The organism is Aeoliella mucimassa (assembly GCF_007748035.1).
In the GTDB taxonomy this organism is placed as follows: domain Bacteria; phylum Planctomycetota; class Planctomycetia; order Pirellulales; family Lacipirellulaceae; genus Aeoliella; species Aeoliella mucimassa.
On record NZ_CP036278.1, the window covers coordinates 3445214 to 3462681 of the forward strand.

General features: G+C 55.3%; 10 protein-coding genes. All 10 read left to right on the forward strand.

Features of this window, described 5'->3' with window-relative positions:
• The first annotated feature begins 1049 nt into the window (after positions 1 to 1049).
• The 10 genes from Pan181_RS26145 (at position 1050) to Pan181_RS13740 (ending at position 17425) form a co-directional block, all read left to right on the forward strand.
• Positions 1050 to 1295 carry a hypothetical protein gene (locus Pan181_RS26145; RefSeq protein WP_197528331.1) on the forward strand — a complete coding sequence of 82 codons (246 nt, stop codon included), beginning with the start codon at positions 1050 to 1052 and terminating at the stop codon, positions 1293 to 1295.
• Positions 1296 to 1332: 37 nt separating this feature from the next.
• Complete coding sequence (locus tag Pan181_RS13700; RefSeq protein WP_231943587.1) at positions 1333 to 2439, forward strand: ISKra4 family transposase; 1107 nt, start codon at positions 1333 to 1335, stop codon at positions 2437 to 2439.
• A 728-nt stretch (positions 2440 to 3167) separates the two neighbouring features.
• Complete coding sequence (locus Pan181_RS13705) at positions 3168 to 3704, forward strand: sigma-70 family RNA polymerase sigma factor (protein WP_197528333.1); 537 nt, start codon at positions 3168 to 3170, stop codon at positions 3702 to 3704.
• A complete protein-coding gene (locus Pan181_RS13710; protein ID WP_145247358.1) occupies positions 3701 to 7276 on the forward strand; it encodes an alpha/beta hydrolase family protein in 3576 nt (1191 codons plus the stop codon). Before Pan181_RS13705 ends, Pan181_RS13710 begins: the two co-directional genes overlap by 4 nt.
• Positions 7277 to 7738: 462 nt before the next feature.
• Positions 7739 to 8761: a DUF1559 domain-containing protein gene (locus Pan181_RS13715; protein ID WP_197528334.1), complete on the forward strand. Its 1023-nt coding sequence runs from the start codon at positions 7739 to 7741 to the stop codon at positions 8759 to 8761.
• A gap of 18 nt (positions 8762 to 8779) precedes the next feature.
• Positions 8780 to 9238 carry a hypothetical protein gene (locus Pan181_RS13720; RefSeq protein WP_145247360.1) on the forward strand — a complete coding sequence of 153 codons (459 nt, stop codon included), beginning with the start codon at positions 8780 to 8782 and terminating at the stop codon, positions 9236 to 9238.
• A gap of 144 nt (positions 9239 to 9382) precedes the next feature.
• Complete coding sequence (locus Pan181_RS13725; protein ID WP_145247361.1) at positions 9383 to 13243, forward strand: beta strand repeat-containing protein; 3861 nt, start codon at positions 9383 to 9385, stop codon at positions 13241 to 13243.
• A 199-nt stretch (positions 13244 to 13442) separates the two neighbouring features.
• Positions 13443 to 15209, forward strand: a complete 1767-nt coding sequence (locus Pan181_RS13730) for an amidohydrolase family protein (RefSeq protein WP_145247362.1) — start codon at positions 13443 to 13445, stop codon at positions 15207 to 15209.
• Between the two features lie 92 nt (positions 15210 to 15301).
• Positions 15302 to 16333: a GNAT family N-acetyltransferase gene (locus tag Pan181_RS13735; RefSeq protein ID WP_231943588.1), complete on the forward strand. Its 1032-nt coding sequence runs from the start codon at positions 15302 to 15304 to the stop codon at positions 16331 to 16333.
• Positions 16334 to 16513: 180 nt separating this feature from the next.
• On the forward strand, positions 16514 to 17425 hold the full coding sequence (locus Pan181_RS13740) for a DMT family transporter (protein ID WP_197528336.1): 912 nt from the start codon (positions 16514 to 16516) through the stop codon (positions 17423 to 17425).
• Positions 17426 to 17468 lie beyond the last annotated feature (43 nt).

Genomic DNA, 17468 nt, shown 5'->3' on the forward strand with positions numbered 1-17468 from the left:
CCCTGATTACCCAGGCCACGTTGCTGGCCGAGTAGATAGAAGAGTTAGGCAATGTCAGTGCAGTAAAACAACCAGACGCAATTCATTTGCTGGTTGACTGCATCACCGGTATTCTGAGTCAGTGCTGCTCAGAACGCAACCTTCGCACGGTGTTTACGCACTACCCCTTCATCGATTGCATAGCGCATTTGCGCTTGCTGGCAGTGCTTGGTAAGTCTTTTACTCGATCTCAGTAACACCAGACTCTGCAAAAACTTTGCAATCATCCGATAACTGTGGTTTCCCGATCGCACAAATCAGACTTGTGGACACAGCTAGAATGTTTCAATCGCGGAGGGCGCGAAAGCAACCGTCCGGCACCCCAGAGCCATCGTCCCTAATGAGATCTGGGCGCAACGTCTCGCGTTCACTCTTTCAGGCTAATACGAGCGACTCGCGAAGCGGAGAGAATAGATTCCCAATTTTCCCACCGATGGGAAAATTGAATCTTCGTCCGCTCTGGAAAACCAGTGGTTTTCGGCTATGAATAGATTCCCATTTCCCAAAACGCATCGAATGGGAATCTATTTTCGCAGCGGGAACCAATCGCAAGTCGTTTGCCAGTATCCACTTACATCAACACCTCCAGCGAAAGTGCCCAGAATAGATTCCCATGGGTGGGAATCTATTTTGAGTCGGGAGTTGAGGGGTGGAAGCTGGGAGTTGGAAGAGTCAATAGCGTGGGTCCAGGAACTTGAAGCGAGTCAGCCCGGCGGCCGATTTGCCACCCGCGCAGCAGCGAACGCCCACGCAAGCAACCATTCGCCGGCGCGTCGCTAGAAGTCGGACAGGAAAGCACTCGTTACATCTCGCAAACCTCCAATCACCAAAACACCAACAGCCGAGAGCCACACACACCTGTCCATTAGACCACTATCGGTGGCCAATTCCTAGCACAAACTGGTTCGATCAGCAAAAACGTGTAAGCGTCTCGAAAGTAGGCATGAAATCGGTTCTAATATATTGTGCCGGGTGACTCTTCCTATTTTGCCACACGCCAGGAGATGATCATGGCCTATTCGCCGCGTGAGCCAATCGAGCTAAACGAAGAGGAGCAGCGGACTTACGAGCTTCTAAAGGAGGCTTGCGACGATGACATTCGTCGCATGGCCAAGTTGTTGCACGACAAGGACGACTCGAATCTGTTTGGGCAAACGGAGTTCGACCTCCGCGACCGAGTGCATGCACTCGGAGCCAAGGCCTTGGAAACAGTCGCCAACGAGCGACAAAAAAAGGGACGGGTACGAGAAAGCTAGCTGCGTCTGCCCGACCTGCAATGGCGACGCCCGCTGCGTGAACGTTCGCTCGCGGTGGGTCGATAGCCTGCTCGGCCCACTGCAAGTGAGGCGTCACTACTACCACTGCCGCCGGTGCCGTCACGGATTGTTTCCGCGGGACAAAACGTTGGGACTCGGCAAGCGAAAGTTTAGTCCGGCCGCGGCCCAAGTGGTGAGCATCACCGGCGTGCAAACGAGCTTCGCTCAGTCGAGCGAAGTGACACTTCGTAAACTGTGTGGACTGAAGGTCAGCGAGTCGACCGTCGAGCGAGTCACCGAAGACGCTGGCGAGCGTCTCCAAACGTTACTCGCCGCAGGCGAGACGTTTGGCAACACAGAGCCGTTCGCCTGGCAACGCGACGCGCATGGCAAGACGTGCGCGTACGTGAGTCTCGACGCCACAGGCGTGCGACAGCAAGGCCCTCGTGGCGCGCAGGCCGAGGGCCGCATGGCGTACGTCGGCATGATTTACAACATAAACAGCGAGCAGGATGCTCGCTCGCCCGACCCGCATTCGGTGCGGTATTTATCGGGGTTTTATGAACTCCCGGAACTTGGGCGGCAACTGCGTCGCCAAGCCGCCGCGGTTGGGTGGGACGAGGCAGAGCAGCAGATCGCGATCTCGGATGGCGGTGCTGGTTTAGAAGAGTTCTTGCGAGTGCACTTCCCGCGTGCGGAGCGGATCCTCGACTTCTGGCACGCGAGTGAGTACCTGGTGGAATTAAGCCAGTCGCTCTATCCGGACGACGAGGAGCATCGCACTGCTCAGTTGGCATCGTGGTGTCACCGGCTGAAGCACCAAGGAGGCTTGAGCATCGTGTGGATGTTGCAGTCGCTGGAGAAGACCAACTGGTCTTCCGCTCAACGCGAAGCTTATACGACCTGCCTGCGATACTTCCAAAACCACCAGCACAAGATGAACTACCCCCGCTACGTGGCCCACGGCTGGCAGATCGGCAGCGGCCCGGTCGAGAGCGCGTGCAAAACCGTCGTGGCGGGGCGCTTGAAGCAAAGCGGCATGCGCTGGAGCCAGCACGGCTCAAACGCCGTGTGCCACCTCCGCGCCCTCTACCTCAGCCAACGCGGCTGCTGGGAAGACTACTGGCAAAAGTACGCAGCTTAAGCAAACTGCCCACAATTGTGACGCTTACACAGCAAAAACGTTCAGCCTGTATGATGGCCGCCAAAGACCGGCGTATCTGATATTGCCCAGCTTCTCCTGCATTTCTCAACTCTATGACGGATCGATCGCCGAGCGCAGGCACCGACTGGAAAACTGATGCCCCGGGATCCCTGCGAAAGATCATGACTTTTGTTGCGCCCCACTAAGGCAAGTCATCGAATTCAGCATACCCACTACCTGTCATGGCCAAAGCACTCCTTCGGATCACAAAATTGCAGCGCACAACCGTCCTGTGTTAATCTGGAAAACAAGAGGAAGATCAGGCTGCAGTAGCCATATGGGAAGCTCCCGCGGGAGCCATGTACTCCGCCCGCGTCCCCTCCCCCATCGATCAGTGCGCCCGGCAAAGGTTCTAATCGTCCCGCCAGATCGTGCTCCAATTCCTTGCTGCGGCTAAACTCGCAGAACCTTGCCAAAAGGTCCTTATTCTGTATTCTGCGAAGTATTTCGAGCGTCGGAGCTGTTTGAACCCCAGATGGAGAGATCTTTAGTATTTACCAATAAATTTGGTGACAATCAGACCTTGATTGCTCAATGACCTAGTAGGGAACTGCGGCTGCAACCTTTGCCCACAGGCTGATTTCGGCTTCATTCGGCAAACTGGCACCCGTGCTTCCTCCACAGCGCATTTCGCGCGATAAGAGCAATTGAGATTCCCATCGAGTGGAGTGAAGGATTTGTCCGAGTCCGACAAGCACCGGGTTTTTATCAATCGGCTCACCGGCGCCCAGCAGCGATTGTACGCCTATATTTATACGCAGCTCGGCCCTGGGCCGAATGTGGATGACGTACTTCAGGAAACCAATCTGAGCTTGTGGGAGAATGCCGATAGCTACGACCCCTCACGGCCATTCATGCCTTGGGCCTATCAATTTGCATATAACCGAGTGCGTGCCTATCGTGCGAGTCTATCCCGCTCGCGGCTGATCTTCGACGAGAAGCTGCTGGCGATGCTGCACGAGACGTTTACTGAGAGCCCACTTGCTGGCGACTCGCCGCTCGAAGCCTTGCAGGGGTGCGTAGAGCGTCTATCTAAAGATCAGAAGCAATTGCTAGGAGAGCGGTACGAAGGGGAGCGATCGCTAACGGATCTGGCCAAGCAGCTTGGCGAGAGCATTACCTGCCTCACTTCCCGGCTGCATCGGATTCGCAGGGACCTGGCTCGCTGTATTCAGGGAAAAATGGCAGCGGAGGTCGCCAAATGACTTCGCCTTCCGACAACTCTCGCCCTGCGGATCTTACCAAGCTCTTCGAACTGCTCGTGGACGATCCTTTGGACGCCTCGACTCGCAAGCAACTTGAGCTTGAGCTTCTAGCCGACGCGCAGCACCGCCAGGCGTACGTGGAACAAGTGCTCATACATACTTCCTTGCAATGGCAGTACAAGCAGCCAGCTTCTTGCGACTTTGAATCAGAGCAAATCCATGGGGATGCAAGCTCCATCGACGCATCAACGAAACACTCTCGTTGGAGTTTTCGAAGCATCGGTCTGACTGTACTGGCAGCTTCGCTTCTCTTCGTTGCCGGACTGGCCGCTCTCTGGCAATCGCGCTCCGCCCCTACGCTGGCGACTGTCTCGGGTGCGAACAACGTGACATTCGCATCCAGCGACCCACAAATCGTGGTGGGACAGCAGTTGTCCAAGCAAGTGGTAAGTATTGAGTCCGGGGAATTGGAACTCGTCTTCTCATCTGGAGCAACCGTATTACTCGGTGGAAGAACCGAAGTCGAACTCGTTTCTCCGTTACTGATGAAACTCAACCATGGACAAGTCACTTCCACCGTTTCGGAAGGTGCGATTGGCTTTAAGGTGATTACCCCCAATTTAGATGTTGTTGATCTCGGCACCGAATTTGGTGTGGAGGTCGACGCGCAGGGCGGCACCGACGTTGTGGTGTTTAGCGGTCAAGTGCGACTCGAACGCGATTCGAAGGCCCTGGTAAATGTCGGATTGCTTACCGAGGGCCAAGGGGTGCGGGTCGATCAGAATCAGCAGGTGGAACGTATCGGCCATATTGGTCGCGAAAGTCACTCTCGCGGGTGGGTCGCGAAGCCGACGCAAAACCAGCCGACCGCCTCTTCGCATGTGATAGCCGTTGTGTGGGATAACATGCGAATCACCGAGTGCAAGGACTTCTACGAGGTCTTGTATCGTGGTTTTGAAGAGGACGCGCGGGCGTACGTCGATCGAGTACACGAGTGGAATGGCATCGACCAGGGAGGGCTTCCCAACCAGTTGCTCGGTGGCGACTACATTCGTCCTTTTAATAACGACAAATACAAGGACGACTACGAACTTAGTGTGACGCTGGCCAAGCCTTGCTATTTATACGTGCTGTGGGATTCACGGTGCGATCCACAGCCATGGCTCTTGCAGCAGTTCCGCGAAACAGAGATGCAGGTCGCCCTCGACGAAGGGCCTTTGCCTCCCGATTCGTTCAACCAACTAGGCATTGGTCCAGGCAACGAACTCGACCAGGAACATACCGTGTGGGTAATGGAGGTCGCCGAGCCTCGTACGGTGGTGCTTGGACCTGTGAGGTCCGCGTACTTGGGGGTTCAGCGGTCGATGTACGGAGTCGTTGCCAAGGCAATGAGTAATCAGGAACTCGACAAACTTGCTGCCCAACGCTCGGCACTGGCATCGACTCGTCAGGACCAGATTCCGTCGGACCACCGCCTGGAGAAGCTTCGCAGCTACGAACATCCCGATTACAGCTTCACTCCTCCCAGCTCCCTCGAAGAGTGGAAGCAGCGTCGCGAGCAAGTAAAGCGTTCGATCCTGGTAGCCACAGGTCTGTGGCCCATGCCCGAACAAACTCCGGCCCATGCTCAGGTGTATGGCAAAGTGGAGCGTCCAGGCTACACGATTGAAAAGGTGCACTTCGAAAGCTATCCCGGGCATTTGGTCACGGGTAATCTCTACCGACCTAAAGATGGCAAGGGGCCTTACCCAGGTGTGCTCTGCCCGCACGGACATTGGACGAACGGTCGTTTCATGCAGTTGTCGGAAGCTGAAATGGCCGAAGCACTCGAAACCGGGCAAGAACAGCACGACGTGAGTGGACGATACCCTCTGCAGGCCCGCTGCGTGCAATTGGCCCGCATGGGCTGCGTGGTATTTCATTACGACATGGTTGGTTACGCAGACAGCAATCAGCTCTCCCATCGCTCGGGGATTCGCGGCAATCCAAGCCGCGACGATGGTTGGGGCATGGCCAGCCCTCAAGCGGAATTGCGACTGCAGAACGAAATGGGGGTGCAGACGTACAATTCCTTGCGAGCGCTCGATTGGCTGACAAGCCTGGAGGATGTGGATGCAGAGAGGATCGGCGTGACCGGCGCCAGCGGCGGCGGCACCCAGACCTTTATCCTCTGCGCCATCGACGAGCGACCGACCGTGGCGTTGCCGGCCGTGATGGTATCGACCGGCATGCAGGGAGGCTGCACCTGCGAGAACGCGCCGTATCTGCGGATTGAGTCTGGCAACGTGGAGTTCGCCGGGCTAATGGCTCCCCGCCCATTGGGTTTACTGACCGCCGACGACTGGACTCGCACCTTGCTCGAAGATGGCTACCCCCAGCTTCAACAGATTTACCGGCTATACGGCAAAGAGCAGGCGGTGAAAGCGTGGGCGTATCCTCAGTTTCCCCACAACTACAACTACGTTAGCCGGGGAGCCATGTACGAGTGGTTCAACCAGCACTTGAACCTCCAGCAGGAGACACCGATCGTCGAAGGGCCTTTCGAACCACTCACCGTGAATGAGATGTCGGTCTGGACCGAGGAGCATCCCGCCCCGCCGCCGGTCGACAACTACCAAGGCAAACTCCTCGCGCAAATGTGGCAGCAGACTCACGAACAGATTGCTAAAGTATTGCCGACCGATGCCGAATCGCTCGATGAGTTTCGCCAACTTATTGGCGGCGGCTGGCAGGTCATCCTGGGACGCGATGTACCAGGAACCGGAGTGGTGCGTCCAGTGGACCAGCGCGACACCACGGCCGATCAACATACCGTGTCGCTGATGTTACTGCATAACACCGAGCACTCCGAACAGGTGCCGGCTCTCATGCTAACTCCCGAAACGTCGAGCGGCCGCTTGGCCCTATGGATCAGTCGACAAGGCAAGCAGTCGGTATATTCGAACGGATCACTTGCGTCAGAAGTACAGCAGTTGCTCGATAATGGAGTCACGGTGCTGGCGATCGACCTCTATGGACAAGGCGACTTCACGCCCGATGGCCGATCGATCAGCCGACAACGCTATCAAGCTGCGTACGATTTGCCGCCGAACGGATCGTTCAGCGGCTATATGTATGGATATAATCATCCCCTGTTCTGCCAGCGGGTACACGATATCCTCACCGCGATTGCGTATGCCAGAGATCTGAATCCCTCGAAGCAACCGATCTATTTGGTCGGCATGCATGGCGCCGGGCATTGGGTGGCCGCAGCTCGATCGCAGGCGGGTGAGTTGGTGCAGCGCGCGGTAATCGATGCTGGTGACTTTGACTTTGGTCAAGTCACTTCCGTCGTGGCCCCCGATTTTGTACCAGGCAGTGTGAAGTATCTCGGACTCCCAGGTCTGATGGCTCTGGGAGCACCGTACGATACCTGCTTGATTACAAATCACGCAGATTCTGACAAATGGAAGCTGGTCCAGGATGCTTATCGTTCCTCTCGGGCATCCGAATCATTGAAAGTAATCTCCGATCCTTCCGACGAGGGAAATCAGCAAGCGATCGATTGGTTGCTGCGTGATTTAGCCCCGTAGTTACCGAAAATCCAAGAATCCTGTGACAGGTCGAACCACTGTCGCTCAATACTCGTAACCCCTGAGCGTTTGTTGTTTGCTTTCGGCAACAACGAGCACTCAGACCCCGCCTTTTGTTGTTCTGAATGAGTGGGGCCAGCAACCCCACTATATCTAAGCTTGGCAGACAACCTGGCGGTTCGTACTACGGGCCTACCAATCGCGGAGGGCGGAGCGGAACTACAGGCAGCACCACAACTCTTCGGGCAACCGATAGACATGTGCTGTTTTGAATTCCGCATCGAAAGAGGTCGTACACACTCAATCGCCAATTGAAATCGTGTGTGCGGTCTTAGCTTGATTGAGCGTTAATAGAAGACTCGCTTCGTGAGCGGCGCAGCTCACCTCGAGTGGAATTGAGCCAGCGTGGTTCAGTTTCGATGAAACACGTTAACCCGTTGAGATGCAATGGAGCGTTGCGCAATGCAAGGAACCAACAAACCTACGACCCTAGGCCGGTCGCGCCGCCCGAAGGACCGCGGCTTCACGTTGGTGGAGTTGCTGGTGGTAATTGCAATCATTGGCATTCTAGTCGCGCTATTGCTACCTGCGGTTCAGGCCGCACGCGAAGCGGCCCGACGGTCCCAATGCAGTAACAACCTGAAGCAAATCGGGCTGGCCGCCTTGAATTACGAGTCGACAAAGCAACGCTACCCGGCGGGATCGATCACGCACTCGTTAGCGATCGAAAATCCCTACTACGGAACGTGGACGGTAAGCTTGCTCCCCTACATGGAACTTACCGCACTCCACGATCAGTGGGACGAGACGGTTCACTTGTCTCATGAGAACAACCGTGTTCTGCGAGAGTCGCTCGTCTCGTCGTTTGCTTGCCCTTCGGACATCAATACCACACAGATTGCCAAGCCTGAAAGTGGACCTGGCTATCAGCTGGATTGGGCGCCGGGGTCCTATCGGGCGGTATCCGGTCACTCTCTTGGCCGTGAAGGTTGGGACTACTGGGACGACGCAAATAGCTCGAAAGAAGCCAATCAAGAGACCATGCCAACTTGGTCACGCGGAATTATGCACTGCGTGGTGGAGGGAGCCTCAGGATCGAGGAATCTAAAGCCCGTAAAGATCGCTCAGATCGTTGATGGCACTTCAAAAACCATGATGGCCGGAGAGTACCACACGGAGACCTATCAGAGTCGACGAACATTCTGGGCCTATGCGTACACTTCGTACAACCAATCAAGTGCGTTTGTGGAGAGTCGCACCTTGATCCCCGACTACGAACGATGCGTGCAAATCGGAGGGGGTGGCGTCAATACGTGCAAACGCTCCTGGGGCAGCATGCACGCAGGCGGAGGGATTCAATTCGTCTACGGCGATGGCTCGGTAAAGACCGTTCAGCCCGATGTCGACATCAACATCTTCGCCAGCTGGGCCATGATCGCCGATGAAGGGGCAGATCTCTCCGCCCCCACCCGCCCCTCTCGCTAACTAGCAAGCACTCACATCATGACTCACCCTGCTAAAAACATCTCTCGCTACTTGGTTGCCGGCATCACCACCGTGATCCTGGCTACCCTCGTAGGTTGCGATTCGAAATCCTACGACCTGGTTGAGGTCTCTGGCGTCGTAACCCTCGATGGCAAACCGATTCCAGGGACGATTGTGAATTACCAGCCAATAGCTAGCGAGAGCGATAGTCCTGGACCTGGGTCAGTTGGTCGGTGCGACGAATCAGGACATTACACCCTGGAGACTATTCATGGTGAGTCGGGCGCGGTTCCTGGAAGTCATCGCATCCGCATCTACTCGTACAGCCCCGAGTCGCCAGTAGCCAGCGACTCGCCCGTCGGCATGCAAAAGGAGCAGTTTCCCGAACGGTACAACTATCGAAGCGAACTCACGATCGACATCGGCCCCGACGGAACCGATGCAGCCGACTTCAAGCTTTCCACCGATGGCCAATAGGTACTGTATCGCGTAGTACGTTGTTCGCGCACATTCACCCCCGAAGCCTTGTTAATCACTGTTTGAAATCACTCGCAATCAGATCCGCACTCATTGAATCATTCTGTCCACTCCCCGACTTATCCCCTTCGGAGATCACATAGCATGTTTGGACGCCTTATTGTCTCGGCAACTTGGCTCGCGGCGTTTTTCGCACTCGCCGAGCTTACTTCTACAGCAAACGCGGTGACCCTTACCAACGATGTTGCATGGCCCACGACCTCAGCATCCAACGTTCTGCAAACTGCTTTTCCCGTGTACGATGGCGACGAATCCGATGTGAAAAACGGCCGGAAACACCGTCAGAGCTTTGTACTCGACAGTTCGCTGACCTTCGATTCCATTCTGTTTGGTGGTCAAGACTTCAATCCCGAGGCCGACGACTTCACGATTGGATTCTATTCCATCGCCGACCCGAACTCGTCGGAACAAAGCGACTACGAAACCGATAGTCTCACACCGGTTGTCGCTGACTTCCTGGTCGATGTGTCGAATGGCACCGCTTTCTCTGGCGATCACGTGCTGAAGATTGGTCTCGACAGTGCGGTCACCTTACCAGCAGGTAGCTACTACATGGCTGTCGACTCCGGTGCCAGCGGCACTTATCCCTTCAAGTGGGATATCGTGTTCGGCGATCCCTACCCAGCGGGGCGCGGTGTGGTGAATCTGAATGCGGGTAATGCCGGCTTGGAATTCAGCATGGCACTCATCACCGGTGCCGACTATGAAAATGTTTGGAGCGTCGACGGAGATGGCAGTTTCCATGACGCGGCCAATTGGACTCAAGGGACGGTTCCGACCGACGATGCTATTTTCGGTTCGGCATTATCCTCCGCAAACGCTCCGGCGACGATCACAGTCGACACCCCTACGTCGCTCAACAGCCTCACTTTTCAAAACAACAGCTCCTATGTCGTCGCAGGTTCGGGCACAATAACTCTCACCGGTGATCACGAGGTGTTCACTCCACTCGGCTCCCATCTGTTGTCCACCGACCTCGCAGGCAACGTTGGACTAATGAAAACTGGCAACGGAACCCTTGGGCTTTCTGGTGCCAAGAGTTACACCGGCACAACCGTTGTTCAAGCAGGCACTTTGTCGATCGATAGTCTTGCTGCCATCGATAATCAATCCGCCATTCCACTGAACATCGCCGGTGGTGCAGCAGTAGACCTTTATCCTGGGGTTAGCGGAACTCTCTCCTCGGAACTCACTGGGGCAGGCATCCTCCGGATGACCGACAGCCTGGACGCAACAAATGCGGCCGACAAAGTGACCGTGAGCCGCAGCAACTCCACCTTTACAGGGATTGTACGAGTCGAGGGGGGGACCTTAGAAATTTCCAATGAACGCGCACTCGGCGAGGGAGGTAGCTTCGAGTACCGCACGGTAATCGATGATGGAAAATCGGGCACACTCTCACTCACTGGAAACATTTCGATCGCCGATGAGTTCCTCGATTTCGGTGGTCGCATCACCGACGATGTCGCACTATCGAGTTCCGGCAACAACGCCTGGAATGGCATCATACGTGGTGGCTCGACCTACAATGCTGGGGACAATAACAACTCCGCCAACTACCATATTGAATCGACCTCGGGCACACTCACCCTGCAACAGTTGTACGCCCAGGATAATGGCCACGACATTGATTTCGTGTTCTCTGGTGCGGGCGATACCGTGATTGCAGGGCACATCTCCGACTCGAGTATCGATGATTCAGGTGTAGTCTCCTTTAGCAACCGAGACGATGTAGCGGTTACAAAACGGGGAACTGGAACACTTACCATCAACACCGGCACCGATGCCGACAATACGAACTCGAACAATTGGTGGTTTGGACCAACTGTTATCGAAGAAGGAACACTGGTGGTGAACGACCCACTTGCTTCTGATGTGGGTGAGTTGCACAGCCGTGACATAGCCGTCCATAGCGGCGGAACGCTCGACGTAACGGCCTTCAACACCTATTCGCAGCAGATTGGGCAGACCCTTCGTGGCTCGGGAACCATTGCAGCAAATACCTTGGCCCTATACGACGATGGCTCGCTTTCACCTGGAAACAGCAATGGCCAGGTGGGAACGCTGCAAGTGAATGGCAACGTAACTCTCGGCGCTTTTGCCACCATTGGAACCGAAGGTGCCTGGAGCTTCGATATTGGCAACTCGGTGTCTCCAGAAAGTGACCAACTTGCCGTCTCTGGGACATTTACCGCGTCCGGCTCGCCATCGATGATGGTGAATGTCACTCCCAGTGCGGGACATCTTGACCAAGGAAGCACCACCATTGTAGCTCATACTGGTGCAACCAATACCGCCATGAACGGCGTTGCCGCTCAGATTACGGATGCCAATGGCACTCCACTCAACACACGGCAAACGGTTTCCGTTAGCGGCGATACCGCAGGGCAGGTGAATCTTACGGTCACTGGTGAGGAAGCCAACCGCACTTGGAGTGGTGCCACCTCCGGCGTGTGGGACATTGCCACGACAAACAACTGGCAACAAGGTGATCAGCAATTCCGCGATCTCGATCAAGTGACGTTCGACGACTCCGCCGCTGGCAGCACAAACGTAACCGTCGATGGATCTCGTTTTGCTGGATCGGTGACATTTGCGAACTCAACCAAGGCGTATACCTTCTCGGGAACAGGAGGAATCGTTGGATCCGGCAGCGTAAATGTAACAGGGGCTGCCCAAGTTACCCTAGCCAACACCGGAAACAACTACTCCGGCACCACCACGATTGATTCCGGAAGCAGCCTTCAGCTAGCATCGGCGACGACGGGAACCATTAGTAATTCCGGTTCGCTTTCATTAACTGGTGCCCAAACGGGTGCGATGACTCTGACCAGCAATGTACCTTGGTCGGACTCACCGGTGTTCTCCACATTTGCTCCCGACTTTGAAGGGGACGAAGCCGATGTGAGAAGCGACCGAGTTCATCGCCAGAGCTTTAAGCTCGACAGCGAAACAACCTTTGCCGCAATCTTGTTCGGAGGACAGGACTTCCGAACCAATGCCGACGACTTCACGGTCAGCTTCTATTCGATGAACGATTCGCTCTCTACGGACGAAGCCGACTACGATATCGAAACAGCCACGCAGGTGGTCGCCGACATGGTGGTGGATGTCTCCACGGGATCTGATTACACCGGCGACCACGTATGGCAGCTAGGCCTGTCTTCGCCGATCACGCTACCGGCCGGAGACTATTTTATCGCCTTGGAATCAGGTTCGAGCGGCACCTACGCGTTCAAGTGGGATCTTGATAATAATCGCTCGAACGATGCCTATCCCGATGGACTCGTGGTGAACAACTGGGGACTCAACGCTAGCCAGGACTATAGCATGGCTCTGCTTGCCGAAGCTTACTCGCCACCGAGTGTGCTGAACGTCGATGGCGATTTCGACATGAACGCGGGGTCGTCGCTCACCTTGCGAATTAGTTCGCCCGACTTCCACGATCAGATCGACGTGAGTGGTATGTTCACTGCCGATGGAACGCTCAACATTGCTGCCAGAAGTGTTGGTTTAACTGCAACCGAAGGCGACGTGTTCGATTTGTTCCTCTTCGAGGAAGGAATGGCCAGTGGTTCCTTCTCCATTGGAACTCTGCCGACGCTGCCGGTTGGACTGGCTTGGGACATAAGCAATCTGCTCGTGAATGGTGAGCTAGCGGTGGTCGCTGGCACGCTGCCCGGCGACTTCAACGGCGATGGACTTGTGAATTTGGGCGACTACACCGTGTGGCGCGACAATCTCGGCGCTCCTGAATCGGACTTGCCAATTGGCAGCTACACACTGGGCAATGGAACGATCGACGCGGAAGAATACGCCACCTGGAAGGCTAACTTTGGACTCGGTATCGATATCGCTACCTCTGCTACCGCGGTTCCTGAGCCTTCTTCGCTACTACTCATGGCGTTGTTGGTTAGCACTTGGTGCGTCGCGCGGCGAAAATAGCGGTGAGCTAATTCCCAACCGACGGGCTTGCCAGGCAACACCCGCAACCGCGTTTATTGTACGATGGAAACCTACAACTGTTACAGAGTGTGGTTCGCCAGACACCTGGCGATGGGCAGCGGCACTCTGTAACAGTTCTTTTAACTTTTGGCACTCATCAAAGCGATGGTCACTCGATTCGATACGGATACCTCCAACGATGATCACAACGAAAACCAATAGCGTGCTCCTGTGTGCTCTTCTCTGCTGGAATACCAGTAACGCCCTGGCTGCGGAAACCGATCCGCGGGCGGACGCCCTGCAGGCCTCGGTCTGGCGAGACGAACAGCGCATCGTCGACGTTCATACCCATATCGAAGCACAACCAGAGCGGTTCGAGCGGGCAGCACGCATCTTCCAGGCAGTCGGGGTAGGTACTGCCATGGAGCTTGGTTCAGGCACGCTCACCTCGCAAGAGGGCGCAACATCAGCTTTTGAACAAAAGAAAGCCGTCGGCGAGCAAACATGCCCGGATCTCTTTATGTACGACATGCTGCTCGATTACAGCGGCTTCGAAAACGACGACTGGAGCCAACGAGCCGTCGAGCAAGTCAATAAAGCCTATGCGGCCGGAGCGGCCGGCCTCAAGGAATTCAAACGCCTGGGCCTAACCGTGCGAGACGGCAACGGCAAGTTAGTTCGCATCGATGATCCAAAGCTCGATGCAGTATGGAAACGTTGTGGTGAACTCCAGATGCCGGTCTCCATCCATGTCGGCGATCCCAAAGCGTTCTGGGAACCGTACGACGAAACCAACGAACGCTGGGAAGAGCTAAGAGATCATCCTGGCTGGTGGTTTGGCGATCCTGACAAGTACCCTTCTCGCGAAGAAGTGCTCGAGCAGTTTCTCCACATTATTGAGCGACACCCACAAACGACATTCATTGGCGTGCACTTCGGCAACAATCCAGAAGATATCGATTGGGTCAGTCGCCATCTCGACAAGTATCCGAACTACATGTGCGACATCGCAGCGCGTATTCCAGAGATTGGCAGATCGAATCCAGAGAAGCTCCGCCAGATGTTCGTGAAGCATCAAGATCGCATTCTCTTTGGCACCGACTTCATGGTTTATGGTCGGATGATTCTTGGCTCAGCGGGAGATGATGAACGTCCCACCGATCAAGATGCGGTGATTTTCTATCGCAAGTGTTATCGGTTCTTTGAAACCGACGATCGGAATTGGAAGCATATGACTCCGATTCAAGGCTCATGGACGATCGATAGTATCAATATCCCTGCCGCAGTGCAGCGAAAAGTCTATTTCGACAATGCGCAGCGAATGTTCGCCAGCAGCATGCCACCACGTACGCTCAAGGCCGTGCGCATTGAGGACGACTTCGAGTTGGATGGCCACCTGAACGATCAGGCATGGGACGATGTACCAATCGAACGCCTGGAATACACGCTGAAGAACGTTTCCGTGCGCACCGACCTGAGCACGAGCGTTCGTGCCCTGTGGTCCGACAACTACCTGTATCTTGGGTACGAGGCCCCGTACAGCAAGTTAACCACAGCCGAGACACCTGCAAACGAGGAACGCCATGGGCTGTGGAACGACGATGTGGTCGAGCTATTTCTCGCTCCCGATCCAGAGCACCCCGAAATCTATCAAGAATACGAATGGGCTCCCAACGGAGAGCAACTTGATTTGAGTGTGAGCCCATCCGAGAAGCGACTGGAGTGGTCGAGCGACATGGAGTCGCGCGTAACAGTGGATGAGGAAGCACACATCTTCCGTGTGGAAGCACGGATTCCCATTGCATCCATCACCTCCGATCCCCCTTCAGTGGGAACTCGCTGGCGGGCTAATTTGTATCGCAACGACGTAGCCAACGGAGTGTTTCTCGCTTGGCACCCGACCTTGCAATCCACGGCTCACGTGCCTGAGCGTTTCGGCTGGCTCGAGTTGATCAGAGCAGAGTAGGCTTGTATTCGATTCGGTGAATCCAGCGAACAGGCAATGGGTTTAGGGTGTCGCTCGTTCAAACGCAAAGCATTGCACTTAGCAACTCTCAATTGGGAACCAAGGTCGAGGGCCGTGTCTTCACTGGTTCCGGTACCGACGTGCTGCGTGCAGTAGCTCAGCACGCCGGGGTCGATAGCCTGCAGATCCTCTCGAATATTATTCACCAACTTCTAGTTCCCAAAGGTACCGACTGGACTTCGGTAATCCAAGGAGAGTATCTACAGGTCTACCCAGACTCCTTTGGCACGTTCTCGTTGGTATGGGACGATCTTACCCACCAGCTGGTCGCCCATGGATCGACCTTTCAGTCCACTCGCTATCCCTGGGTTGCTCTACTAGCGCATATCCGTACGATCGAGTCGCATCGAGGGCTGGGGCTTGGATCCTTGGTCACCGAACAGGTAACCGAGCGGGCGTTGCAGCAGGGCGCGGGCGTCGTTGTGCTGGCGACCGACGACAAGTTGCACCGCTTGAATCAAGGAGAGCGTGCTGCGCACTCGATGTACTCTCGGCTCGGTTACGCGGTGCTTGGCGAAAAGCGACTTGCCGACACAGTCGACTGGTTGATGGCCATCAACGAACCTCTGCGGCAGCTTTCTTGCACGCAGGCGAACGATTCCGCCACACAACTTGCGACCGCCCAGCATCAATGCGTCGCCGATATTCAGCATGCGTATCTCGCCAAAGGAGCGAAACTCACCATCAGTCCAGTGAACGCAGGCGATCTGCCTGCGCTCTTCCTGCTCTGCAATTTGTGTCCTGAAGACGACTACCAACTGAAGCTGGCTTCGTGGGACGTCCATCTCGGACCGGAGCTGGAACGGACCTTTATCACTGTGATTCGTCAAGCGATTGTCGATCAGGATCGCTTGCATGACGCAAGCCAGGTAATTCGCGACGAATGCGGGCGAATCGTCGGCGTGTGCGCGATGCGCCAGCTTTCGCCATTTACTCGCCAGACGTTTGCCATCGACTGCTATGCGATGCCGGAATTCGTGCAACATCATCCTGCACTCATGAAGGAACTGGTGGAGTCGGCCATTCAACGAGTTCGCGAAGGGAACGATTCGATTCACACATAGATTGTGTTTCATGGGGTGGACTCCGACAAACTGCGGTTGTTCGAGTCGTTAGGCTTTCGCCCGACTCATCAACCGATCCAATACTATGGCAATTCAAGTGAGTGCTCTGTTGCGGTCGCCAGCTATGCGCTACCGCTCTCCTAAAAGGGCTCTCTTCTCGTAGGCAATACACGAATGCACATGCTCACAAGCAGACTCTGGTTGGTATTCGCAGTGGTCACCACGATCGCGTGGGGGCTTTGGGGTGCCTTTATCAACAAACCGGCCGACAATGGTTTCCCAGAAACACTAGGCTATGTTGCCTGGTCGTTCACCATGATTCCTCCTGCCATCGTTGCGTTGATTCTCGCTCGCTGGAAGCTTGATTGTGATCCAAGGTCGATCGTGCTTGGCGTATCGATTGGGCTCTTAGGTGCCGGAGGCCAATTGTTACTTTTCCAAACGGTTCCCAGCATGGCCCCCGGCTATCTTGTATTTCCCTTCATCGCACTGAGTCCCTTAGTCACCATTTTGCTAGCAGCCCTAATCTCACGCGAGAAGGTTCGATTGCCCGGGTGGATTGGTATCGCCCTGGCCACCGTGGCCGGAGTCTTGCTGAATCTCGGCGAAGCAGACTCGCAGCACTCCACGCAAGCAACATGGATTCTCTTTGCATTGGGAGTATTACTGGCCTGGGGGATTCAAGGTTATGTAATCTCATTCGCCAATAACTCGATGCGAGCCGAGTCCATCTTCTTCTATATGGCTCTCACTGGCTTGGCACTAGCACCCGTGGCTTGGTGGATGACCGACGCACCTCGACAGGCCAATTGGCATTTCGATGGTTTCGGCTTGTCGTGTGTGATCCAGCTTCTGAACTCCTTGGGGGCGTTGCTGCTGGTTTATGCCTATCGCTATGGCAAGGCAATCGTAGTCTCTCCCCTGATTAATGCTGGAGCCCCAGTCATCACGGCCCTGTTAACGATGCTGCTACTGGGCACCTCTCCCAGCAGTGCTGGAGCCATTGGTATCCTGTTGGCAATCCTTGCAGCAGGACTGATGGCCATCGAAGAAGACCCGCCTCAGCCATCCACCGAAATGAACGGAACTTGATGCTTATGTCGTCCACGATTGATATAGCCAATAGTTTCGCCAT

Coding starts and splice junctions, on each gene's coding strand:
- Pan181_RS26145 (WP_197528331.1), top strand. CDS start 1,050: ATGGCCTATTCGCCGCGTGAGCCAATCGAGCTAAACGAAGAGGAGCAG.
- Pan181_RS13710 (WP_145247358.1), top strand. CDS start 3,701: ATGACTTCGCCTTCCGACAACTCTCGCCCTGCGGATCTTACCAAGCTC.
- Pan181_RS13715 (WP_197528334.1), top strand. CDS start 7,739: ATGCAAGGAACCAACAAACCTACGACCCTAGGCCGGTCGCGCCGCCCG.
- Pan181_RS13720 (WP_145247360.1), top strand. CDS start 8,780: ATGACTCACCCTGCTAAAAACATCTCTCGCTACTTGGTTGCCGGCATC.
- Pan181_RS13725 (WP_145247361.1), top strand. CDS start 9,383: ATGTTTGGACGCCTTATTGTCTCGGCAACTTGGCTCGCGGCGTTTTTC.
- Pan181_RS13730 (WP_145247362.1), top strand. CDS start 13,443: ATGATCACAACGAAAACCAATAGCGTGCTCCTGTGTGCTCTTCTCTGC.
- Pan181_RS13740 (WP_197528336.1), top strand. CDS start 16,514: ATGCTCACAAGCAGACTCTGGTTGGTATTCGCAGTGGTCACCACGATC.